This window comes from Roseateles sp. P5_D6, from assembly GCF_054049415.1.
In genome coordinates, this window is sequence record NZ_JBFUMK010000006.1 from 327,871 (window position 1) to 348,444 (window position 20,574).

20 protein-coding genes are annotated in these 20,574 nt (G+C 68.1%); 14 read left to right on the forward strand and 6 right to left on the reverse strand.

Annotated features, from left to right (window positions below; genetic code table 11):
- The first annotated feature begins 70 nt into the window (after positions 1–70).
- The 6 genes from ACXJKM_RS10950 to ACXJKM_RS10975 all read left to right on the forward strand — a co-directional run bounded on the left by ACXJKM_RS10950 (position 71) and on the right by ACXJKM_RS10975 (position 7,933).
- Positions 71–2,218, forward strand: coding sequence for a secretin N-terminal domain-containing protein (locus ACXJKM_RS10950; protein ID WP_457352299.1), 2,148 nt, complete (start codon positions 71–73; stop codon positions 2,216–2,218).
- A gap of 113 nt (positions 2,219–2,331) precedes the next feature.
- Positions 2,332–2,838 carry a type II secretion system protein gene (locus ACXJKM_RS10955; protein ID WP_268795278.1) on the forward strand — a complete coding sequence of 169 codons (507 nt, stop codon included), beginning with the start codon at positions 2,332–2,334 and terminating at the stop codon, positions 2,836–2,838.
- Positions 2,838–3,218: a type II secretion system protein gene (locus ACXJKM_RS10960; protein ID WP_457352301.1), complete on the forward strand. Its 381-nt coding sequence runs from the start codon at positions 2,838–2,840 to the stop codon at positions 3,216–3,218. The genes ACXJKM_RS10955 and ACXJKM_RS10960 overlap by 1 nt, the downstream gene beginning before the upstream one ends.
- The gene (locus tag ACXJKM_RS10965) at positions 3,205–3,726 is read left to right on the forward strand and encodes a type II secretion system protein (protein WP_157281845.1); all 522 of its coding nucleotides are present in this window, start codon (positions 3,205–3,207) and stop codon (positions 3,724–3,726) included. Before ACXJKM_RS10960 ends, ACXJKM_RS10965 begins: the two co-directional genes overlap by 14 nt.
- Before the next feature lie 260 nt (positions 3,727–3,986).
- A complete protein-coding gene (locus ACXJKM_RS10970; RefSeq protein ID WP_457352303.1) occupies positions 3,987–4,745 on the forward strand; it encodes an NF038120 family PEP-CTERM protein in 759 nt (252 codons plus the stop codon).
- 29 nt (positions 4,746–4,774) lie between these two features.
- Positions 4,775–7,933: a S8 family serine peptidase gene (locus ACXJKM_RS10975; RefSeq protein WP_457352305.1), complete on the forward strand. Its 3,159-nt coding sequence runs from the start codon at positions 4,775–4,777 to the stop codon at positions 7,931–7,933.
- A gap of 79 nt (positions 7,934–8,012) precedes the next feature.
- Here ACXJKM_RS10975 and ACXJKM_RS10980 read toward each other — a convergent pair whose 3' ends face one another.
- The gene (locus ACXJKM_RS10980; protein ID WP_457352307.1) at positions 8,013–8,432 is read right to left on the reverse strand and encodes a hypothetical protein; all 420 of its coding nucleotides are present in this window, start codon (positions 8,430–8,432) and stop codon (positions 8,013–8,015) included.
- 51 nt (positions 8,433–8,483) lie between these two features.
- Between ACXJKM_RS10980 and ACXJKM_RS10985 the strand changes: the two genes are divergently transcribed.
- Complete coding sequence (locus ACXJKM_RS10985) at positions 8,484–8,996, forward strand: CAP domain-containing protein (protein WP_457352309.1); 513 nt, start codon at positions 8,484–8,486, stop codon at positions 8,994–8,996.
- Here ACXJKM_RS10985 and ACXJKM_RS10990 read toward each other — a convergent pair.
- From ACXJKM_RS10990 to ACXJKM_RS11010, 5 genes are read right to left on the reverse strand one after another with little or no spacing between them, the layout of a single operon-like run.
- Positions 8,974–9,636, reverse strand: a complete 663-nt coding sequence (locus ACXJKM_RS10990) for a response regulator transcription factor (RefSeq protein ID WP_200955311.1) — start codon at positions 9,634–9,636, stop codon at positions 8,974–8,976. The two genes, ACXJKM_RS10985 and ACXJKM_RS10990, sit on opposite strands and share 23 nt — an antisense overlap.
- A complete protein-coding gene (locus tag ACXJKM_RS10995; protein WP_056200524.1) occupies positions 9,618–10,847 on the reverse strand; it encodes a sensor histidine kinase in 1,230 nt (409 codons plus the stop codon). The genes ACXJKM_RS10990 and ACXJKM_RS10995 overlap by 19 nt, the downstream gene beginning before the upstream one ends.
- The gene (gene mnmA / locus ACXJKM_RS11000; protein ID WP_457352312.1) at positions 10,844–11,977 is read right to left on the reverse strand and encodes a tRNA 2-thiouridine(34) synthase MnmA; all 1,134 of its coding nucleotides are present in this window, start codon (positions 11,975–11,977) and stop codon (positions 10,844–10,846) included. Before mnmA ends, ACXJKM_RS10995 begins: the two co-directional genes overlap by 4 nt.
- Before the next feature lie 24 nt (positions 11,978–12,001).
- A complete protein-coding gene (locus ACXJKM_RS11005) occupies positions 12,002–12,703 on the reverse strand; it encodes a 2OG-Fe(II) oxygenase (RefSeq protein ID WP_457352314.1) in 702 nt (233 codons plus the stop codon).
- Between the two features lie 12 nt (positions 12,704–12,715).
- Positions 12,716–13,213 (reverse strand): NUDIX domain-containing protein, encoded by a 498-nt coding sequence (locus tag ACXJKM_RS11010; RefSeq protein ID WP_056200515.1) that lies wholly within the window; start codon positions 13,211–13,213, stop codon positions 12,716–12,718.
- A gap of 84 nt (positions 13,214–13,297) precedes the next feature.
- Here ACXJKM_RS11010 and ACXJKM_RS11015 point away from each other — a divergent pair, with 84 nt between their 5' ends.
- From ACXJKM_RS11015 to ACXJKM_RS11045, 7 genes are all read left to right on the forward strand, one after another.
- Complete coding sequence (locus ACXJKM_RS11015) at positions 13,298–14,413, forward strand: Re/Si-specific NAD(P)(+) transhydrogenase subunit alpha (protein ID WP_457352316.1); 1,116 nt, start codon at positions 13,298–13,300, stop codon at positions 14,411–14,413.
- A gap of 2 nt (positions 14,414–14,415) precedes the next feature.
- Positions 14,416–14,739, forward strand: coding sequence for an NAD(P) transhydrogenase subunit alpha (locus tag ACXJKM_RS11020; RefSeq protein ID WP_457352318.1), 324 nt, complete (start codon positions 14,416–14,418; stop codon positions 14,737–14,739).
- On the forward strand, positions 14,736–16,211 hold the full coding sequence (locus ACXJKM_RS11025) for an NAD(P)(+) transhydrogenase (Re/Si-specific) subunit beta (protein ID WP_056200505.1): 1,476 nt from the start codon (positions 14,736–14,738) through the stop codon (positions 16,209–16,211). Before ACXJKM_RS11020 ends, ACXJKM_RS11025 begins: the two co-directional genes overlap by 4 nt.
- Before the next feature lie 100 nt (positions 16,212–16,311).
- Positions 16,312–17,985 carry a long-chain-fatty-acid--CoA ligase gene (locus ACXJKM_RS11030; RefSeq protein WP_457321342.1) on the forward strand — a complete coding sequence of 558 codons (1,674 nt, stop codon included), beginning with the start codon at positions 16,312–16,314 and terminating at the stop codon, positions 17,983–17,985.
- A gap of 54 nt (positions 17,986–18,039) precedes the next feature.
- Positions 18,040–18,573 (forward strand): hypothetical protein, encoded by a 534-nt coding sequence (locus tag ACXJKM_RS11035; RefSeq protein WP_056200499.1) that lies wholly within the window; start codon positions 18,040–18,042, stop codon positions 18,571–18,573.
- Between the two features lie 33 nt (positions 18,574–18,606).
- Positions 18,607–19,320, forward strand: a complete 714-nt coding sequence (locus ACXJKM_RS11040; protein WP_457352321.1) for a 16S rRNA (uracil(1498)-N(3))-methyltransferase — start codon at positions 18,607–18,609, stop codon at positions 19,318–19,320.
- Positions 19,317–20,468, forward strand: coding sequence for an MFS transporter (locus ACXJKM_RS11045; protein WP_457352323.1), 1,152 nt, complete (start codon positions 19,317–19,319; stop codon positions 20,466–20,468). The genes ACXJKM_RS11040 and ACXJKM_RS11045 overlap by 4 nt, the downstream gene beginning before the upstream one ends.
- The last annotated feature ends 106 nt before the right edge of the window (positions 20,469–20,574 follow it).

Here is a 20,574-nt window from a genome sequence, read left to right on the forward strand (position 1 = left end):
CCGGGCCGCCCCAAGTTTTCTCGCTCCCCTCGGGGGGCGGACGACGTTCCACGTCGTCCTTGGGGCATTTGTGACTGTGCTGCTCGCGGCCTGCGCCAACCCGGCGTTGCGCCAGGCCGAAGACCTCGGCCGCAGCAACCAGTGGCCGGCCGCCCTGCGCGTGCTGGACGATGCCCGCGCCAAGGACCCGAACGACCCTCAATTGCGCGCCGCCCAGGTGCGCGCCCGCGAACAGGCGACGGCCCGCCTCATCCTGCAGATCGAGGCCCTGCGCGGCGCCGGCCGCTGGGACGAGGCCTCAGCCCTGCTGAGCCAGCTGGCACTGGCCGACGCCAAGCACCCGCGCCTGGTCGCCTTGACCACCGAGGTGGAACGCAGCCGCCGCCAGGATGCCCAGCTGGCCACCGGCCGCGCGGCGCTGAAGGAAGGCCGCCTGGAGCGCGCTGAAGGCGTGGCCCGCGAGATCCTGGCCGAGTCGCCCCAGCATCCCGGCGCCCGCCTGCTGGCCAGCCAAGTCGCCCAGGCGCGGCCGCTGGAAGCGGCGGTCGGCGAGCTGGGCCCGGCCTTCCAGAAGCCCGTCACGCTGGAGTTCCGCGAGGCGCCGCTGCGCCAGGTCTTCGAGGCGCTGTCCCGCTCCAGCGGCGTCAACTTCGTCTTCGACAAGGACGTGCGCGCCGATGCCCGCGTGACCGTCTTCCTGCGCAACGTGACGATGGACGAGGCCATGCGCGTCATCCTCGGCACCCAGCAGCTGGATCGCAAGCTGCTCAACGAAACCTCGGTGCTGATCTTCCCCAACACGGCCGCCAAGCAGCGCGAGCACCAGGAGCTGATCACCCGCACCCTCTACCTGACCAACGCCGACGTGAAGCAGGTGCAGGCCATGGTGCGCACCATCGCCAAGGTGCGCGACATCCACATCGACGAGCGCCTGAACCTGCTCATCGTGCGCGACACGCCCGAGGTGCTGCGCCTGGTGGAAAAGCTCATCGCCTCGGTCGACCTGCCCGAGCCCGAAGTCATGCTCGAGGTCGAGGTCATGGAACTGGCCACCGACCAGGTCGACTCGCTGGGCCTGCAGTGGCCGGAGGAATTGCAGGTGGGCATCAGCGACGCGACGGGTGCGATCCCGTCGCGCGTCTTCATCGGCGGCAGGAACCCCATCAACTTCCGCGCCAGCATCGCCAACCCGACCGTGATCGCCACGCTGCGTGGCACGGCCGGCAACTCCAACATCCTGGCCAATCCCAAGATCCGCGTGCGCAACCGCGACAAGGCCAAGGTCCACATCGGCCAGAAGCTGCCGGTGTTCACGACGACGACCAACTTCACCGGCTCTACGTCCGTCGCGGCCTCGGTCAGCTACCTGGACGTCGGCTTGAAGCTTGATGTCGAGCCCACTATCCAGCTCGACAACGACGTCGTCATCAAGATCGGCCTGGAAGTCAGCAACCTGATCCGCCAGGTCACCGGCCCCGGCGGCACGACGGCCTACGAAATCGGCACCCGCAACACCTCCACCGTGCTGCGCCTGGCTGACGGCGAGACGCAGGTGCTGGCCGGCCTCATCAACGACGAGGACCGCAAGAGCGGCACCGGCATCCCGGGCCTGTCGCGCATCCCCGTGCTGGGCCGCCTGTTCGGCACCCAGACCGACACGCGCAACAAGACCGAGGTGGTGTTGCTGATCACGCCGCGCGTGGTGCGCAACCTGGCCGTGCCCGACGCGTCCCTCACGCGCCTGGCCAGCGGCACCGATGCCAGCCCCGGCGCCTTCAGCAGCCTGCTGCGGCGCGATGCCCGGGTCGGTGTGGCGCCCAGCAGTGGCGGCGCCGCCGCGCCGGCCGCGCAAGCGCAGCCCAGCGCGGCCTCTGCCGAGGCCCTGCTGAAGCTGGACGTGACGCCGCAGATCCCGGCCGGCGGTACCGTCTCGGTCGCGTTGAAGAACGACAGCGGCCTGCAGATCAAGGGCGAGCTGGAGTACGACGCGGCCAAACTCACGCCGGCCCAGCCCCTGCAGGGCGTCACGCCCGGGCGCTATCCCGTCGAGCTGGCGCCACGCGGCGAGCGCGTAGTCGCTTTCCGCGCCCTGCCGCCGGCGGCAGGCCAGGTGCTCAACATCGGTGTCAGTTCGCTGTCGGCCAGCGGACTGAATGGCGAATCGGCATCGGTGCGACTTGAAGGCTCGGGCCTGCTGACCGTCGAGGCGGTAAGGTGAAACTGCCCCTCGCCCTGCTTCGCGCCGCTGAACGCGGGCGAATCCGGTCGGTCCCCCGAGGGGACGGCGATGCTTGCCGGCTTGACCGGCCAGCATCGCCAGAACGGGCCGGCTTGGGAGCGGCCCGGCGCTCGGCCCGCGGGCGTCACGCGGGTTTTGTTCGTGGCTTTACGCTGATCGAGATGCTGGTCGTGCTGGCCATGCTGGGCGTGCTCGCGTCTGCCGCGCGGCCCTTGCTCGAGATGTCGGTGCAGCGCAGCCGCGAGCACGAGCTGCGCCAGTCGCTGCGCACGCTGCGCGAGGCGCTTGACGCCTACAAGCGCGCCACCGAGACCGGCAGCATCGTGCAAAGCCCCGAGGACAGCGGCTACCCGCAGAAGCTGCAACTGCTGGTCGACGGCGTGGCCGATGCCAAGTCGCCCAACGGCCGCAAGATCTATTTCCTGCGCCGCCTGCCGCGCGACCCCTTCGCGCCTGCAGAGCTGAGCGCGGCCGAGACCTGGGGCCTGCGCGCTTACGACAGCCCGCCCGACGACCCGCGTGCGGGCAAGGACGTGTTCGACGTCTATTCGCGCTCGGAGCGCAAGGCGCTCGATGGCAGCAAGCTGAAGGACTGGTAATGGCCAGGCAACGCGGCTTCACCCTCATCGAGCTGATCGTCGTCATGGCCATCGTGGCACTGCTGGCGTCCATTGCCGCGCCGCGCTACTTCACGTCGCTGCACAAGAGCAAGGAGACGGCCCTGCTGCAGTCGTTGACGACGATGCGCGATGCCATCGACCAGTACGCCGCCGACAGGGGCCGGTATCCCGAGTCCCTGCAGGAGCTGGCCGCGGCGCGCTATATCCGCGGCATTCCCGAGGACCCGCTGACCGCCAGCCGCGAGACCTGGGTCGAGCTGCCGCCACCGACTGAGATGCAGGCCAGCGGCCGGGTCTGGGATGTGCGCAGCGGCGCCGCCGGGCGCTCGGCGGACGGCAGGCTCTATGCGGACTGGTAGCAGCCGCGCGCGGGGCTATTCCTACCTCGCGGTGCTCTTCCTCGTCGCGTTGACCGCGGCGGGCCTGGCGGCCCTGGGCCAGGCCTGGAGCACGGCGGCCCAGCGCGAGCGCGAGCGGGAGTTGCTGTTCCGCGGCGGCGAGATCGCGCGCGCCATCGTGGCCTATGCGGCGGCCACGCCCAACCCGCCGCAGCAATACCCGCGCAGCCTGGACGACCTGCTCATCGACAACCGCGTACCGAAGCCGCGGCGCCATCTGCGCCGCGCCTATGAGGACCCCTTCACCGGCAAGGCGGACTGGGAGCTGGTGGCCGAACCCGGCCAGCCCGGCGCGTTCAGTGCCGTGCGCAGCCGCTCTGAGCATGCGTTGCTGCGCGAGGTTGGCCCGGACGGCTTGCCGGTCCGGATTGCGCGCGACCTGCTCTTCTCGCCACGCACCGTGGCCAACCTGCAACTGCCCGCAGACCCCGCTTCGGCTGCCTCAGCGGCCAGTGGCGCGTCAAGGTGATTTGTCCTATGAAATTTCATACGGGTTAGTCAAGTCTGCTGACTCGGTGAATACCCGTTCCCCCCTTGCTTGGATGCCGGGCAAGTGGGGATGGCCGTGAAATCCTGCTCGCACAGAATCGGCCGCCTAGCTGGGTCAGTTGTTGACCCATACGCAGGGCATCCAAGCAAACAGCAACGCTGAGCTGGGGGTGTCGTGTCGCCAAAAGCGTCGCTCGCCTGCGCCGATTGAATCAACGTTCAAAGAAAGTGAGTAGTCCAATGAAGAAGGCTTTGACCTCAGTCGCGCTCGCTGCGCTGGCGCTGGCCGCGTCGGTGGGTGCCCAGGCGAATGTGCTCCGCACCACCATCGATTTCAATACCGTCGATCCGTCGCCGTTTGCGCCCTTCGCGCCGCTGCTGCTCAACGGTGACGAGTTCTATCAGGACGGCCTGGGTGGCCGGACGATGTTCTTCGACCCCTTCTCCAACTCCGCCACCGCCCAGATTGGCGATCTCGTCGGCATCCTCGCCGACGGCAGCGATCCCAACACCTGCCTGAACGTGCAGTGCCCGGCGAACAATTCGACGCAGTACCTGGCCATGCTGGCCGATGCTGCCCTCGTGTTCGGCTCGACGGACGGCTACCGTTTCTCCGTGAAGAGCTTCGACGCCAGCTGGATCGGCAATGGCGAGGCGCTGCAGTCCACCCCCGGCTTCGTGCGCCTGCAGGGCGTGCGCAACGGTGTCTCGACGACGGCCACCTTCGCGCTGACCGGCCTGAATGCCGCCAACCAGCTGAACTTCTCGAGCATCAATACCGGCGCCTTCGGCAATATCGAGTTCGACTACGTCTATGCCTACGGCTTCGCCTGCCCGCCTCCCGGCGGCGGCACGACCTGCTCAGCCTTCAGCACTGACCGCGCCCAGTTCGGCCTCGACAACATCACCATCGAGCACGTGCCCGAGCCCGCCAGCCTCGCTCTGCTGAGCGTCGCCGGCCTTGCCGCCTTCCGGGCCAGCCGCCGTCGCGCTGTCTGATCCGCCGTTTGCATCGAAAGGACTCTTTGATGAAGATGAAACTCAAGCCCGCCGCACTGGCGACGCTGGTTCTGCTCTCAGGTTTGGCCACAAGCTCCTTTGCGCAGGATCGCAAGACCTACATCGTCCAGCTCAAGGACGAACCCGCTGCCTCTTACCAGGGCACGGTGTCAGGCCTGGCCGCCACCCAACCGGCAGCCGGTGAAACCTTCAAGTACGGCAGCGCTGCCGTGCAGGCCTACATCAGCTACCTGGGCCAGCAGCAGAGCAACGTGATCGCCTCGGTCGGCAACGCGCCTGTCCTGACGAGCTACAAGACCGTGTTCAACGGCTTTGCCGCCAGCCTGACGGATGACGAAGCCCGCTCGCTGAGCACCAACAGCCAGGTCGTCGGCCTGTGGCAGGACGAAGCCCGCAAGCTCGACACCATTTCCACCAGCCAGTTCCTGGGCCTGACCGCCCCGGGTGGCCTGTGGTCGCAGACCGCCGGCGGCTCCGCGATCAAGGGCGAGAACCTGGTGATCGGCGTCGTCGACCTGGGCATCTGGCCCGAGAACCCCGCCTTCTTCGACCGTGTCGATGCCAACGGCGTGCCGAGCAACAACCCGGCCGACACCCTGGTCTACGGTCCCAAGCCTGCAACCTATATCGGTGGCTGCGTGGCTGGCGAAGGCATCGACCCCGCCAAGCATTGCAACAACAAGCTGATTGGTATCCAGCACTTCAACGCGGGCTTCATCGCCACCGGCCGGACTCCGCACTGGACGTCGTTCGCCTCCGGCCGCGATGACCTGGGCGGCGCGACCGGCCACGGCGGCCACGGTGACCACACCGCCTCCACGGCGGCAGGCAACGCCAACGTCACGGCCATCGTCAACGGCCTTGCCCTGGGTCAGGCCTCCGGCATGGCGCCACGCGCTCGCGTGGCGGCCTACAAGGTCTGCTACACCTATGTGGACGTGGCCGCCACCGACGGCACCGGCAGCAGCAACAGCTGCTTTACTGCCGACTTGGTGGGCGCCATCGACAAGGCCGTGGCGGATGGCGTCAACGTCATCAACTACTCGATCAGCGGCTCGCAGACCACGGTCAACGACCCCGTCGAGCAGGCCTTCTACCGCGCCTCGATCGCTGGCGTCTTCGTCGCCGCTTCGGCCGGCAACAGCGGCCCCGGCCAGGCCGTCGCCCACCTCAGCCCCTGGCTGACGACGGTGGCCGCCTCCACGCATGACCGCGCCTTCTCGGGCGACGCCACGCTGGGCAATGCCGCCAAGTACACCGGCGCCTCGCTGAACAGCCTGGCCGAAGTGAACGGCCAGCCCCTCATCCGCGCCGAGGACGCAGGCATCGCTGGTGCCAGCGCCAACCTGAACCTGTGCTTCAGCAACCCGCTCGAGCTGGACCCCGCCAAGGTGGCCGGCAAGATCGTGGTCTGCACGCGCGGCAACAACGCCCGCGTCGACAAGAGCCTGGCCGTGCTGAACGCCGGTGGCGTCGGCATGATCATGCAGGACAACGGCGCTGGCTTGGTGGCCGAGGCCCATTCGGTGCCGACCGTGCACGTCACGACCGCCGACGGCGCCGCGATCAAGACCTATGCCCAGACGGCCGGCGCCACCGCCAGCCTCAGCAAGTTCTATATCGGCACCGCTCCGGCGCCGATCATGGCCAACTTCTCGTCGCGTGGCCCGAACGCGGGTGACAGCAACGTCCTCAAGCCCGACCTGACGGCACCTGGCGTGGACGTCATTGCCCAGGTGACACCGGGCCTGAACCAGGCCGATCGCGACGCCGTCGCCGCTGGCACGCTGGTGCCCGGACCGGCATGGGCGTCCTACCAAGGCACGTCCATGTCCAGCCCGCACGTGGCGGGTGTCGCGCTGCTGCTCAAGCAGGCGCACCCGACCTGGGGCCCCGGCGCCATCAAGTCGGCGCTGATGACCACCACCTACTCGACGCTGAACGACGGCCTTGCCGGTCTGTCCAACGGCCTGTTGCCCTGGTCGCAGGGCTCGGGCCACATCAACCCGAACAAGGCGACCGACCCCGGCCTGGTCTACAACGCCGGCAAGAACGACTGGGTCAAGTACCAGTGCAAGGTGAACAAGCCGGCCGTGCTGCCGGCCACCGACTGCACGACGATTGGCACGCTCGCCGAGACCTCCGATCTGAACCTGCCGTCCCTGACAGCAGGCACCGTCATCGGCAGTGTCACCTTCCCGCGCAACGTCACCAACGTCGGTACGGCGAGTGCCACCTACACCGCTGCTGCCAGCGTGCCGGGCTTCACGACCGTCGTGACGCCTTCCTCCCTCACGCTGGCTCCGGGTGCTTCCGCTTCCTTCACGGTCAAGCTGACCGCGACGACGGCTGCCGAAGGTGTCTGGAACTATGGCCAGCTGGTCTGGAGTGACGGCGCCGGCGGCCACAGCGTGCGCGCCCCGATCCAGGCCAAGGTGGGCAAGCCCATCTCGACCCTGTCGGACATCACCGGCACCACCGTTTCCGGCACCCGCCTGATGACGGCCAAGACCGGCTTCAGTGGCCGCATGGGCCTGAAGCAGGGCGGCATGAAGGAAGTGACGATGGGCAGCCCGGCCACGCTGGCGCCCCAGGCGACGGGCAGTGCGGCGCTGAAGGCCATCTGCCAGGCCGGTGTCGACACGGCCAATGTCAAGGTCTACAGCTTCAGCGTGCCTGCCGGTGCCATGGTGGCTCGCTTCGGCCTGCGTGATGCCGACGTCGGTACTGCCGGCGACGACAACGACCTGATGCTGCTCTATCCGAACAACACCACCTCGGTGTACTCGGGCAACGACGGCTCCAACGAGACGGTGCAGGTGACGAATCCGGTCGCGGGTACCTACAAGGTCTGCGTGGTCGCCTACGGCGGCGCCGCTGCCATGACGCACTCGCTGTCCAGCTGGATCGTCAGCCCGGGCGAAGGTGCTGGCTTGAAGGTCGCCGTGCCCTCGCAGGTCTATGCCGGCAGCACCGCCAGCGTCGCCCTGACCTGGTCGGGTCTGGCCACGGGCAAGCGCTACCTGGGTGCCTTCCAGTTGCTGGATCTGGCTGGCGTGGCTCAAACCACGACGACTGTGCGTGTCTCGACCGACGGCAGCGTGCCGGTGCTCAACGAGCCCACCACCGTGCCGGCCAAGCTGGTCGAAAGCGCCGCCGCTCAGTAAGCACGTCGCCTCCCGGCCGCCCTGGCGGCCGGACGATGCAAAGCCGCAGACCGGTCAGGTCTGCGGCTTTTTTATTGGGTCAGCGGGCACTTTGGGGCGTCGCCAGCTCGCAGCGCGTTGCCACGCAGGCCGCGCCCGGGTCGGCCACCATGGCGCAGTTCGAGTGCATGCCGCTGGCCTCGATTTCGCGTTTGTGCGCCTGGGCCTGGCGCGCGGCCAGGGCGGCCAGGCGTTCGGCGTCGGTGCCCACGGTGGACCAGGCCAGATAGCCGGCCGGCCCGCCGCAGGCCTTGGCGCCGACGGCCACCGTACGGCATTGCGAATTCGCCGTACAGGCTGCTGGGCCGATCAGCGCCCGTAGTTCGCGACCGAGGCGGACCGATTCGGCTTCAGCGGGGGCGGCTGCGGCGGAGGCAGCCGGGGCCGCGGGGGGCGTCTGGGCGCAGCTGGCGAGAGTGGCCCAGGCGAGCAGGGGGGCGAGCAGTCGGTGGGGTTTCATGCCCCCATGGTGGGCTTCGCGTGGACGCTTGGCAACAACTAGGATGCCGCCATGCGAGCCTTGTTGCCTCTGTTGCTCGGCCTGGCTGGCCTGGCGCCTGCCGCAGCCCAGGAGAGCTGCCAGCCCGACGCCGCTGCAGTCCAGGCCGTGCTGAACGCCTTGCGCGCCCAGCCTCAGGCCTGCGGCGAGCGCCTCTGGCCCGCCGTGGCAGCCCTGCGCGCCAGCCCCGTGCTGGCGGAATCAGCCCGCCGCTACGCCAAGGAACTGGCCGCCCGCGACCGCATCGACCATGTCGGCGCCGCAGGCACCTCACTGCGCACGCGGCTGCGCGAGGCGGGCTATCTGATGCGCTCGGCCGGCGAGAACCTGGCTGGCGGGCCGGAAACCCTGGACGAGGCCATGGCGCAATGGCTGGCCAGCCCGGCGCATTGCGAGAACCTGATGGCGGTTGACTTCCAGGAGTTCGGCCTGGCCTGCGTGACAGGGCCGGGGCGGCTGCAGCGCTACTGGGTGCTGCATCTCGCAGCACCCGCCACGCGACCTAAATCCAGCCCAGATCGATAGCGCGCAGCACCGCCTGTGTGCGGTCCCTCACGCCCATCTTGGAGAAGATGGCCGAGCAGTGGTTCTTGATGACGCCTTCGCTGTTACCAAGCAGGCCGGCGATCTCCGTGTTGCTGCGGCCGCTGGCCACCAGGCGCAGCACCTGCAGCTCCTTCGGTGAAAGCGGATCGGGATGATCGGCCGCGGTGAAGGCGCGCTCGCCACCCTTGGCTTCCATGCGTGTGGTGAGAGACGGCCGCAGCGCGGTGCCGCCGCCGTGCACGTCGCGCAGGGCCTGGGCCAGCGTCTCGGGGCTGATGGCCTTGAGCAGGAAGCCGCGGGCGCCGGCGCGCACGGCTTCGTCGAAGGCGGCCGTGTCGTCGAAGGTGGTCAGCAGGACGGTCGGCAGCCGCAGGGCCCGCGCGGCCAGCGCGCGGATCAGGCCGATGCCGTCCAGGCGCGGCATGCGCATGTCGGACAGGATGACATCGGGCATGTCGTCGGCGGGGGCGGCGGACAGCCATTCGAGCGCTTCGGCGCCGTCGCTGGCCTCGCCGACGACCTTGAGCTCGTCGTGCAGCGCGAGCAACCCCTTGAGGCCTTCACGCACCAGTTGCTGGTCCTCGACCAGCAGGATCTTGATCACACCCATCGTGGACATCTCAACTCGATTCGAAATCCCGGGCTGGTGCGCGTCACGCACATCTGCCCACCCAGCTCGGTCATGCGCTCGGCCATGCCCGAGAGGCCATTGCCAAAGCCCTCGGCACGGCCGGTCTGCCAGTTCGGCGCGCCTCGCCCATCATCGTCGATGCTGACGGTGACCTCATCCCGTCCTTCCCCTAGCCCGCGCAGCTCCACCTGCACGCGACGCGCGCCGGCGTGGCGCACGCTGTTGGTCACGCCTTCCTGTACGCAGCGCAGCAGCGCGTGGGCTGCCCGCGGACCGAGATCGCGGGCGGCGTCGTCCAGCGTCAGCTCGATGCGCATGCTGGCAATGCCCTCGGCCAGGGCCTGCAGCGCGGCGGACAGGTCGATGCGCTGCGAGCTGCGCTGCTGCGACACGGCCTCGCGCACGTCCGCCAGCAACTGCGCGGCCACGCCCTCGGCGCGCCCCATCGCCTGGCCCGCGCCCGAGGTGTCTTCGCGCGCCAGCAGGGCGCCACCGAGCTGCAACTGCAGGTTGAGTGCCGTCAGGTGGTGGCCCATCAGGTCGTGCAGCTCGCGGGCGATCTGCATGCGCTCGTTGTAGCGCATCTGTTCGGCCAGCAGGTGCTCGCCCGACATCTGCTCTGCCAGCACGGCCTGCAACCAACGGCGCTTCTCGCCCTCGGCCGCGGCCATGCGCCCGAGACCAAAGGCCAGGCCGTGCAGGGCCAGCATGGCGAACAGCATGCCGAATTGGTCCAGCCAGGCCGTCGTCGACGCGTACACGTAGATGCCGGTGTTCAGCAACACCTGGGCGGTCGCAAAACCCAGGGCCAGCCGTGCCGGCAGCACGACGGCGCCCAGCGCCGTGACGAGGAAGGGCAGGCCCGGCGTCACGCCGAAGGCCAGCAGGTCGACAAGCAGCAGCCAAGCCAGGCGCTGGTTCACCGGCAGCGCCGTTTGGCCCTGGCGAGCCAGCCGGAAGATCAGGGCGACGAAGGCCACCAGCAGCAGCACGCAGATGACGACGAGGCTGCGGTCGTTGACATCACCACCGAGCTGGCGCCAGAGCCAGGCGACCAGGCCGTCGTAGGGCTCGGTGCGCGCACCCAGCAGCGCCGAGCCGGCACTGACCAGCTCCATCGCGCAGACCACCAGCGCCGCCAGGCGCAGCACGACGCCCGGCTCGGCCAGGCGGGCGAGCAGGCGGTCGAACTTCGTCATTCCGGGAGGGCGGCCGAGATGACGCCGCCGCCCAGGCACACGTCGCCGTCGTAAACCACGGCGCTCTGCCCGGGCGTGACGGCCCATTGCGGGTCGGGGAAGCGCAGCGTCAGGTGGCCACCCGCGTCGAAGCCCACGCTGCAGGGTGCATCGGCCTGGCGATAACGCGTCTTGGCCGCCGCTTCGCCGGTGGACGGCGCGCGCCCTGCGACCCAGCTCAGGTCATCAGCGACCAGGGCCGGGCTTTGCAGCAGCGGGTGGCCGTGGCCTTGCACGACGATGAGCGTGTTGCTGGGAATGTCCTTGGCCGCCACGAACCAGGGCTCGTGCTCGCCACCGCCGCGCGGCGTCCCTTTTTCCTTCACGCCGCCGATGCCCAGGCCCTGGCGCTGGCCCAGCGTGTAGAAGCTCAGGCCGACGTGTTCGCCGAGCTTGCGGCCCCGCTCGTCCTTGATGGGCCCCGGCTGGTGCGACAGGTATTTGTTCAGGAACTCGCGGAAGGGCCGCTCGCCGATGAAGCAGATGCCGGTCGAGTCCTTCTTCTTCGCATTGGGCAACGCGATCTCGGCGGCAATGCGCCGCACCTCGGTCTTGGGCAGGTCGCCGACCGGGAACATCGTCTTGCTGAGCTGCGCCTGCGACAGGCGGTGCAGGAAATAGCTCTGGTCCTTCAGCGGATCCAGGCCCTTGAGGAGCTGGAACTCGCCATCGACTTCGCGCACCCTTGCATAGTGACCCGTGGCGATCTTCTCGGCGCCCAGGCGCATCGCGTGGTCCAGAAACGCCTTGAACTTGATCTCGGCATTGCACAGTACATCGGGGTTGGGCGTGCGGCCGGCCTGGTACTCGCGCAGGAAGCTTTCGAAGACGCGGTCTTTGTACTCTGCCGCGAAGTTGACATGCTCGATCTCGATGCCCAGCACGTCGGCCACCGAGGCGGCGTCCAGGAAGTCCTGGCGTGTCGAGCAGTACTCGTCATCGTCATCGTCTTCCCAGTTCTTCATGAAGATGCCGATGACCTCATGGCCTTGCTGTTTCAGCAGGTGGGCGGTCACGGCCGAGTCCACGCCGCCGGACAGGCCGACCACCACTCGATGTTTAGCTCGGTGTTTCTTTTCTGCGGAACTCATGGGGCGATTGTCCCAAAGGCTCCTTCAGCCTTGGGCAAACAGGCTTTCAGCGCGCTGGTAGAGCACCCAGCTTGTGGCGATGTACTTGTCCCCGCCCTTGGGCCGGTTGCCACGATGGGTGTGCGTGAAGCCGCCCGGCGCGATCAGCAGGCTGCCGGTGCGCGGCACGATCTTGCGGTCCTGGTAGAGGAATTCCGTCTCGCCCTCGGCGAAGTCGTCGTTCAGGTAGATCGTCCACAGCACCGCGCGGTGCAGGGCCTCGCCCTGGTCAAGCCTGGGGTATTGCTCGCAGTGCCAGTAGGGGTAGCCGCCCTGGTCGGCCTGGTAGCGCTGCAGGTTGATGGCGCCAGGGCGGAAAACCTTGGCGACCAGGCCCATTAGCAGTTCGTCGTTCAGTGCCGCGACGCCGTCGGCGTCCAGCAAGGCCTGGCTGCCATCGGGCCGTTGCATCTGCAGCTTCAACGGTGCCAGCGCCAGATGGGCATAGCGGCGCAGATAGTGCTTGAAGCCCTGGATGACGGCGTCGTTGAGCTGGGCGCAGGCATCGGCCCACTCGGGGTGGCGGCTGATGGCGATGTCCCAGCTGTCCTTCATGCTGACATCGACGCCGCTGCCGATCTCGCCCCGCTGGACGCGGGTGCTGGCCTTGAAGCGCTCGACGAGCGCGCGGCAGGCGTCGGGACTGAGCGCCTGGTCGTAGAGCTCGATGAAGTCGGGGGTCGTCATGGCGCGGGATTCTCAGCCCTTCAGCAGCGGCGCTTGCAGCGACACATGGTTGAACACCGTCTCCAGCGGCAGCCGCCGCCCGGCCGCATGGTCGCGCACGCACTGCAGCACCAGCGGGCTGCGGTGCCGGTCCTCGCAGGCGGCCAGCTCGGCCTCGCTCATCCACAGCGTGCGGCGTATGCCCTCGTCCAGCGCGCGCCCGGCGATCTCCTCGCCGACCGAGCCACTGAAGGCCAGCCGCACATAGGTGACATCCTCTAATCGCGCCGGCCGCACGAATCGGGCCATGTAGACACCCAGAAATGACTCGGGCACAAAGGCGCGCATCGTTTCCTCCAGCGCCTCGCGCACGACGGCCTCGATGGCGCTTTCGCCCAGCTCCAGATGGCCTGCCGGGTTGTTCAGCATCAAACCCTCGGGCGTCTCTTCCTCAACCAGCAGATAGCGCCCGGCGCGGGCAATCACCGCGGCGACAGTGACGCTGGGACGAAACCGGTCTGTGGCAGTCATGAAACCTCCAATCGAAATCCCGCACTGGGGTGGCGCAAGCATTGTGTAAGCTGCCGCGACCCCTTGCCCCCGACAGGAGCTTCCATGCAGATCGGCGTACCGCGCGAACGCGCGGCCGGAGAGACCCGCGTGGCCGTCACGCCAGAGACGGCCAAGAAGCTGAAGGCCGCCGGCCACGTGCTGCGCATCGAAAGCGGCGCAGGCATCGCGGCCAGCGTGACCGATGCGGCCTATGAGGCGGTTGGTTGCGAGATCGTCGACCAGGCCACGGCCCTCGGCAGCGAACTGGTGCTGAAGGTGCGCGCACCCGGCGTCGACGAACTTCCGCTGATGAAACCGGGCGCGGCCCTGGTCGGCATGCTCAACCCATTCGACCGCGACGGCCTCACGGCCATGGCCGGTGCGGGCCTGACCAGCTTTGCGCTGGAAGCCGCGCCGCGCACGACGCGCGCTCAGAGCATGGACGTGCTCTCGTCCCAGGCCAACATCGCCGGCTACAAGGCCGTCATGATCGCGGCGGACCGCTACCAGCGCTTCTTCCCGATGCTGATGACGGCGGCCGGCACCGTGAAGGCGGCGCGCGTCGTCATCCTCGGCGTCGGCGTGGCGGGCCTGCAGGCCATTGCGACCGCCAAGCGCCTGGGCGCCGTCATCGAGGCCAGCGATGTGCGGCCCTCGGTGAAGGAGCAGGTCGAGTCCCTCGGCGGCAAGTTCATCGACGTGCCCTACGAGACGGCCGAAGAGAAGGAAGCGGCCGAGGGTGTGGGCGGCTATGCACGGCCCATGCCGCAGAGCTGGCTGGACCGGCAGAAGGCGGAGGTCGCCAAGCGCGTGGCAGCGGCCGACATCGTCGTTACGACGGCGTTGATCCCCGGCCGTGCGGCGCCGGTGCTGGTCACCGAGGACATGGTCAAGGCCATGAAGCCGGGGTCGGTCATCGTCGACATCGCGGCACCCGCGGGCGGCAACTGCCCGCTGACGGAAGCTGGCAAGACGGTCACCAAGTACGGCGTTGTCATCGTCGGCGAGACCAATCTGCCGGCCCTGGTGGCGGCCGATGCGTCGGCGCTGTATGCGCGCAATGTGCTGGATTTCCTGAAGCTCGTCATCACCAAGGAGGGCACCTTCAACGTGCCGCTGGATGACGACATCGTCGCGGCCTGCCGCGTCACGCAAGACGGCCAAGTCACGAGGGCATGACCATGGAAATCGTTGACCACACCATCATCAACCTGATCATCTTCGTGCTGGCCATCTACGTGGGCTACCACGTCGTCTGGACGGTGACGCCCGCGCTGCACACGCCGCTGATGGCCGTCACCAACGCCATCTCGGCCATCGTCATCGTCGGCGCCATGATGGCCGCGGCGCTGACCGAGACGCCGTTTGCCAAGGGCATGGGCGTGCTGGCCGTGGCGCTTGCCGCGGTCAACATCTTCGGCGGCTTCCTCGTCACACGGCGGATGCTGGAGATGTTCAAGAAGAAGGACAAGAAGCCCGCGGCGGCCAAGGAGGGCAAGGCATGAGCCTCAATCTCGTCACGCTGCTCTACCTGATCGCCAGCGTCTGCTTCATCCAGGCGCTCAAGGGCCTGTCGCACCCGACGACGTCCATCCGCGGCAACCTCTTCGGCATGGTCGGCATGGCCATCGCCGTGCTCACGACAGCGGCCCTCATCGTCAAGCTTGCCGGCTCTGGTCTGGGCCTGGCGTGGGTGCTGCTGGGCCTGGTCGTCGGCGGCGGCTACGGCGCCTGGCGGGCCAAGACGGTCGAGATGACCAAGATGCCCGAGCTGGTCGCCTTTTTCCACAGCATGATCGGCCTGGCGGCCGTGGCCATCGCGGTGGCGGCGGTCGCAGAGCCTGCGGCCTTCGGCATCACACCGGCGATGGATGCGGCCCTCGCCGCCATCCCGCCGGAGGATGGCGTGGCCCCGCGCACGCTGGCGCCCATCCCGGGCGGCAACCGCATCGAACTGGCCCTGGGCGCCTTCATCGGCGCCATCACCTTCACGGGCTCCGTCATCGCCTGGGGCAAGCTGTCGGGCGGATCAAAGTTCCGCCTGTTCCAGGGCGCCCCGGTCACGTTCAAGGGCCAACATGCGCTGAACGCCGTGCTGGGCCTGGCGTCGGTCTTCTTCGTGTTCGGCTTCTGGCATTCGCAGTCGCCCATCGACTTCGGTCTGATCGTGGCGCTGGGCTTCCTGCTGGGCGTGCTGCTGATCATCCCGATCGGCGGGGCGGACATGCCGGTCGTCGTGTCCATGCTGAACAGCTACTCCGGCTGGGCGGCGGCGGGCATCGGCTTCAGCCTGAACAACGCGATGCTGATCATTGCCGGTTCGCTGGTGGGCAGTTCGGGCGCGATCCTGAGCTACATCATGTGCAAGGCGATGAACCGCTCGTTCTTCAACGTGATCCTGGGCGGCTTCGGCGGCGAGGCCGGCACGGCCGCGGTGGGTGATGGCAAGGCACGCCCGGTCAAGAGCGGCAGCGCCGACGACGCGGCCTTCGTGCTCGGCAATGCTGAGAGTGTTGTCATCGTGCCGGGCTACGGCCTGGCCGTGGCGCGCGCCCAGCATGCCGTGAAGGAGCTGGCCGCCAAGCTCACCGAGAAAGGCATCACCGTCAAGTACGCCATCCACCCGGTGGCCGGCCGCATGCCGGGCCACATGAACGTGCTGCTGGCCGAGGCGGAGGTGCCATACGACCAGGTCTTCGAAATGGAAGACATCAACGGCGAGTTCGGCCAGGTCGACGTGGCCATCATCCTGGGCGCCAACGACGTCGTGAACCCCGCCGCCCATGTGAAGGGCAGCGCCATCTACGGCATGCCCATCCTCGAGGCCTACAAGGCCAAGACCATCATCGTCAACAAGCGCTCGATGGCGGCGGGCTATGCGGGCCTGGACAACGAGCTGTTCTACATGGACAAGACCATGATGGTCTTCGGCGACGCGAAGAAGGTGGTCGAGGACATGCTCAAGGCCGTCGAATAGCCCGAGCAGAAGGCGCCCCCAAAGAGCGCTATCGAATCCCCTGAGCCGTCCGCTGTCAGCTATCGGTCAGAATCGCCGCAACAAAAGAAGGAGACAAGGCATGGAGCCGATCTGGCTGAAGCAATACCCGGCCGCCGTGCCGCGCGACGTCAATGTGTCGCTCTATCCCAGCCTGGTCGACCTGCTGGACACCTCGTTCAAGAAGAATGCCGCCCAGCCCGCCTATCTGATGATGGGCAAGAGCCTGAGCTTCGCGCAGGTGGACGAGGCCTCGCGCGCGCTGGCCGCCTATCTGCAGAGCCTGGGCCTGGAGAAAGGCGACCGCGTCGCGCTGATGATGCCCAACCTGTTCCAGTACCCGGTGGCCGTGGCTGCCGTGCTACGGGCGGGTTATGTTGTCGTCAACGTCAACCCGCTGTACACGCCGCGCGAGCTGGAACACCAGCTCAAGGACTCGGGCGCCAAGGCCATCGTCATCATCGAGAACTTCGCCTCGGTGCTGCAGCAGGTCATCAAGAACGTGCCGACCAAGCACGTCATCCTGGCGGCCATGGGCGACATGCTGGGCTTTGCCAAGGGCATGATCGTCAACTACGTCGTGCGCAAGGTGAAGAAGATGGTGCCGGCCTTCGACCTGCCCGGTGCCGTGCGCTTCAACGACGCCGTCGCCAAGGGCCGCAGCCTGACCTACAAGGCGCCCAAGCTGGGCGCGGACGACATCGCCGTGCTGCAGTACACCGGCGGCACCACCGGCGTGTCCAAGGGCGCCGTGCTGCTGCACCGCAACCTGGTCGCCAACATCCTGCAAAGCGAAGCCTGGTACCAGCCGGCGCTGAAGAAAGTCCCCAAGGGCGAGCAGGTCGTCACCATCTGCGCGTTGCCGATTTATCACATCTTCGGTTTCAACACGAACATGATGCTGTCCATGCACATGGGCGGCGCCAACGTGTTGATCCCGAATCCGCGTGACTTGCCGGCCGTGTTCAAGGAGCTGTCCCAACACCGCTTCCACAGCTTCCCGGCCGTCAACACCCTCTTCATGGCCATGGCCAACCACCCCGAGTTCAGCACGGTGGACTGGAGCCGTCTCGTCATCTCGGTGGGCGGCGGCATGGCCGTGCAGCAGGCCACGGCCAAGCTGTGGCTGGAGAAGACCGGCTGCCCCATCGTCGAGGGCTATGGCCTGTCCGAAACCTCGCCGTCGGCCACCTGCAACCCGACCGACAGCACCGCCTACAGCGGCACCATCGGCCTGCCGATGCCGCTGACCGAGCTGCAGCTGCTGGACGACGACGGCAACGAAGTGCCGATGGGCCAGCCCGGCGAGATCGCCATCCGCGGCCCGCAGGTCATGGCCGGCTACTGGCAGCGCCCGGATGAAACCGCCAAGGTCATGACGGCCGACGGCTATTTCCGCACCGGCGACATCGGCACCGTCGATGAACGGGGTTATTTCAAGATCGTGGACCGCAAGAAGGACATGATCCTGGTCAGCGGCTTCAATGTGTATCCGAACGAGGTGGAGGACGTCATCACGCAGATGCCCGGCGTGCTTGAATGCGCCGCTGTCGGCGTGCCAGACGCCAAGGCCGGCGAGGCGGTGAAGGTCGTCATCGTGAAGAAAGACCCGAATGTCACCGAAGCTGACGTTCGTGCGTATTGCGAAGCCAACCTGACCGGCTACAAACGCCCGAAGATTGTTGAGTTCCGCACCGAACTGCCCAAGACGCCCGTGGGCAAGATCCTGCGCAGGGAATTGCGGGACAAGAGCTGATGCTTTCCCATGGCTTGCGAGCGGTGACGCCGATCGTGGGCGAGGCCCGATAACGTGCTCGACCTGTTGTATTCCAAAACCGATGCTGGCCGTGCCGAGATCCGCGCGCGGACTTTGCCGCTGTCGCGCACCGCGCGCAACCTGCTGCTCGTACTGGACGCGAGCAAAGCGGCCAGTGATTGGCTGCGCCTCGTCGCTGGCGCGAGCGAGGCCGACCTCGAGATGCTGAGCCAGCATGGCTTGATTGCACCCCAAGGTGCAGGCGGCCAGCCACGCGCTGCCGCCCCGACACCAGCGGCGCCGGTGGCGGCCAGCCCCGCACCCGCTGCATCTGCGGCCGCCCCTGCGCCCTCGATGCCGGCCGGCGGCTCGCCGCTGCTCGACCGCGCGGCCCTGTACACCTATCTGAGCGGTGAGGCGACCAAGCTGCTCGGCCCCTTCAAGGGCTATGCCTTCGCGCTCGAGGTCGAGCGTGCCGACAGCCTGTCTGCGCTGCAAGCCCTCGCCCTGCAGCTCGTCGAGCGCGTGCAGAAAGCCAAGGGCGAGGCCGCCGCGGCGGCCGTGCGCGACGCCCTCGGCCTGCGCTGATACTGGCGGGCTCGTCACGCCCCGCCATCCGCCTTGCCCCGCTTCTTCGTCGATACCCCGCTTGCCGTGACCGACGGCGACATCGCCCTGCCTCCCGGTGCCGCCCGCCATGTGCAGGTGCTGCGCCTGCAACCCGGTGACGCGTTGACCCTCTTCGACGGCAGCGGCCCTGAATGGCAGGCCGAAGTGACCGCCATGGGCCGCAGCGAGGTACGGGTTCGCCTCCTCACGGCCGAGCGGCCGCAGCGCGAGCTGGCCCGTGCGGTGACGCTGGCCGTCGTCATGCCGGCCAATGACCGCATGGACTTCCTGGTCGAGAAAGCCACCGAGCTCGGCGCCGCGGCCATCCAGCCGTTGATGAGCGAGCGTTCGGTGCTGCGCCTGAATGGCGAGCGGGCCGACAAGAAGCGCGCCCACTGGCAGGGCGTGGCCGTTGCGGCCGCCGAGCAGAGCGGGCGCACGGTGCCGACTCGCATCGAGCCCGTGCAGACGCTGGCCACCTGGCTCGCGGCTCTGCCGGATCGCGACGACGAATGGCGAGGCTTGCTGAGCCCGCGCGCAGCCGAGCCGGTCGCGGCCTTCCCGCAGAAGCGGGCCCTTTTCCTCAGCGGCCCCGAGGGCGGCTTCAGCGACGCCGAAGAGGACGCCGCTCGCGCCCGTGGCTTTGCGGCCGTCACGCTGGGCCCGCGCGTGTTGCGCGCGGACACCGCCCCGCTGGCGGTGCTGTCCTGGCTCGCCTTGACGTGAACAGGAAACTGGCGCTGCTGGTCCTCGCCCAGGGCCTCTTCCTCACCAACAACATCTGCTTCATGGCCATCAACGGCCTCGTGGGGCTGGCGCTGGCGCCGCGGCCATGGATGGCGACGCTGCCGATCTGCGCCTATGTGACCGGCGGCGCGTTGATGGCGCGCATGGTGGGGCGCCACCAGCTGCGCTTCGGGCGCCGACGCGGTTTCCAGATCGGCCTGCTCGTCGCCCTCGCCAGCTGCGCGATGTCGCTGTGGAGCGTGCTGCACCAGAGCTTCTGGGGCGTCGTCATTGCGACGCTGATCGCTGGCTACTACACGGCCAACGCGGCGCTCTACCGCTTTGCGGCGACCGAACTCGTCGCACCGGCCAAGCGCGAGGCCGCGATCTCCTGGGTGTTGGGCGGTGGCTGCCTGGGCGCCATCCTCGGGCCCTGGCTGGCCACTGCGAGCAAGGATCTGCTGGTGGCGCCCTTTGCCGGCGCCTACCTGCTGTTGATGGGCGTTGCGCTGGCGGGGCTGGTGCTGATCTCGCTGATCGAATTCCCCGCGCTCGTCCAGCCCGCGCCCGGTGCCGGCGGCCGCAGCAGCGCCGAGTTGCTGCGCCAGCCGGTCTTCATGGTGGCGCTGGCCGCGAGTGCGCTCGGTTACGGCGTCATGAACCTGCTGATGGCCGCCACGCCCATCGCCATGGGCCAGTGCGGCCTGCCCTTCGCTGACGCCGGCATGGTGCTGCAATGGCATGTGCTGGGCATGTTCGTGCCGAGCTTCTTCACCGGCCCCCTGATCAAGCGCGTGGGGGTGCTGCCCGTCATGTCGGTGGGCGTGCTGCTCAACCTGGGCTGCGTTGCCTTCGCGCTGTCGGGCCAGGACCGCGACCACTTCCTCGGCGCATTGCTGCTGCTCGGCATCGGCTGGAACTTCCTCTACATCGGCGGCACGACGCTGTTCACCCAGGCCTACCGCCCCGAGGAGAAGACGCGCGCGCAGGGGCTGCTGGACACCGGCGTCTACGCGACGATGACGCTGACCTCGTTCTCCTCTGGCGCCCTCGTCACGACGGGCGGCTGGCAGTGGATGAACTGGGCCAGCCTGGTGCCGATCGCGTTATGCGCCGCGGCGCTTGCCGGCCTTGCCACGCGGCGATGACTGGGTATTCCGGGCCGAGCGCTGGGCCTGCCATGGGCCAGAGGCCCATGGCCTTCCGTAGGCACAAGCAGTCCGCAGGGACTGCTTGTGTCCGACTCCAGTTCAC

Excerpts from the sequence above, each read along its gene's own strand:
- ACXJKM_RS10970 (WP_457352303.1), top strand. The coding sequence starts at position 3,987 with ATGAAGAAGGCTTTGACCTCAGTCGCGCTCGCTGCGCTGGCGCTGGCC.
- ACXJKM_RS11030 (WP_457321342.1), top strand. The coding sequence starts at position 16,312 with ATGGAGCCGATCTGGCTGAAGCAATACCCGGCCGCCGTGCCGCGCGAC.
- ACXJKM_RS10985 (WP_457352309.1), top strand. The coding sequence starts at position 8,484 with ATGCGAGCCTTGTTGCCTCTGTTGCTCGGCCTGGCTGGCCTGGCGCCT.
- ACXJKM_RS11005 (WP_457352314.1), bottom strand. The coding sequence starts at position 12,703 with ATGACGACCCCCGACTTCATCGAGCTCTACGACCAGGCGCTCAGTCCC.
- ACXJKM_RS10965 (WP_157281845.1), top strand. The coding sequence starts at position 3,205 with ATGCGGACTGGTAGCAGCCGCGCGCGGGGCTATTCCTACCTCGCGGTG.
- ACXJKM_RS10975 (WP_457352305.1), top strand. The coding sequence starts at position 4,775 with ATGAAGATGAAACTCAAGCCCGCCGCACTGGCGACGCTGGTTCTGCTC.
- ACXJKM_RS11010 (WP_056200515.1), bottom strand. The coding sequence starts at position 13,213 with ATGACTGCCACAGACCGGTTTCGTCCCAGCGTCACTGTCGCCGCGGTG.
- ACXJKM_RS11020 (WP_457352318.1), top strand. The coding sequence starts at position 14,416 with ATGGAAATCGTTGACCACACCATCATCAACCTGATCATCTTCGTGCTG.
- ACXJKM_RS11025 (WP_056200505.1), top strand. The coding sequence starts at position 14,736 with ATGAGCCTCAATCTCGTCACGCTGCTCTACCTGATCGCCAGCGTCTGC.
- ACXJKM_RS10960 (WP_457352301.1), top strand. The coding sequence starts at position 2,838 with ATGGCCAGGCAACGCGGCTTCACCCTCATCGAGCTGATCGTCGTCATG.
- ACXJKM_RS10980 (WP_457352307.1), bottom strand. The coding sequence starts at position 8,432 with ATGAAACCCCACCGACTGCTCGCCCCCCTGCTCGCCTGGGCCACTCTC.
- ACXJKM_RS11015 (WP_457352316.1), top strand. The coding sequence starts at position 13,298 with ATGCAGATCGGCGTACCGCGCGAACGCGCGGCCGGAGAGACCCGCGTG.
- ACXJKM_RS10990 (WP_200955311.1), bottom strand. The coding sequence starts at position 9,636 with ATGTCCACGATGGGTGTGATCAAGATCCTGCTGGTCGAGGACCAGCAA.
- mnmA (WP_457352312.1), bottom strand. The coding sequence starts at position 11,977 with ATGAGTTCCGCAGAAAAGAAACACCGAGCTAAACATCGAGTGGTGGTC.
- ACXJKM_RS10995 (WP_056200524.1), bottom strand. The coding sequence starts at position 10,847 with ATGACGAAGTTCGACCGCCTGCTCGCCCGCCTGGCCGAGCCGGGCGTC.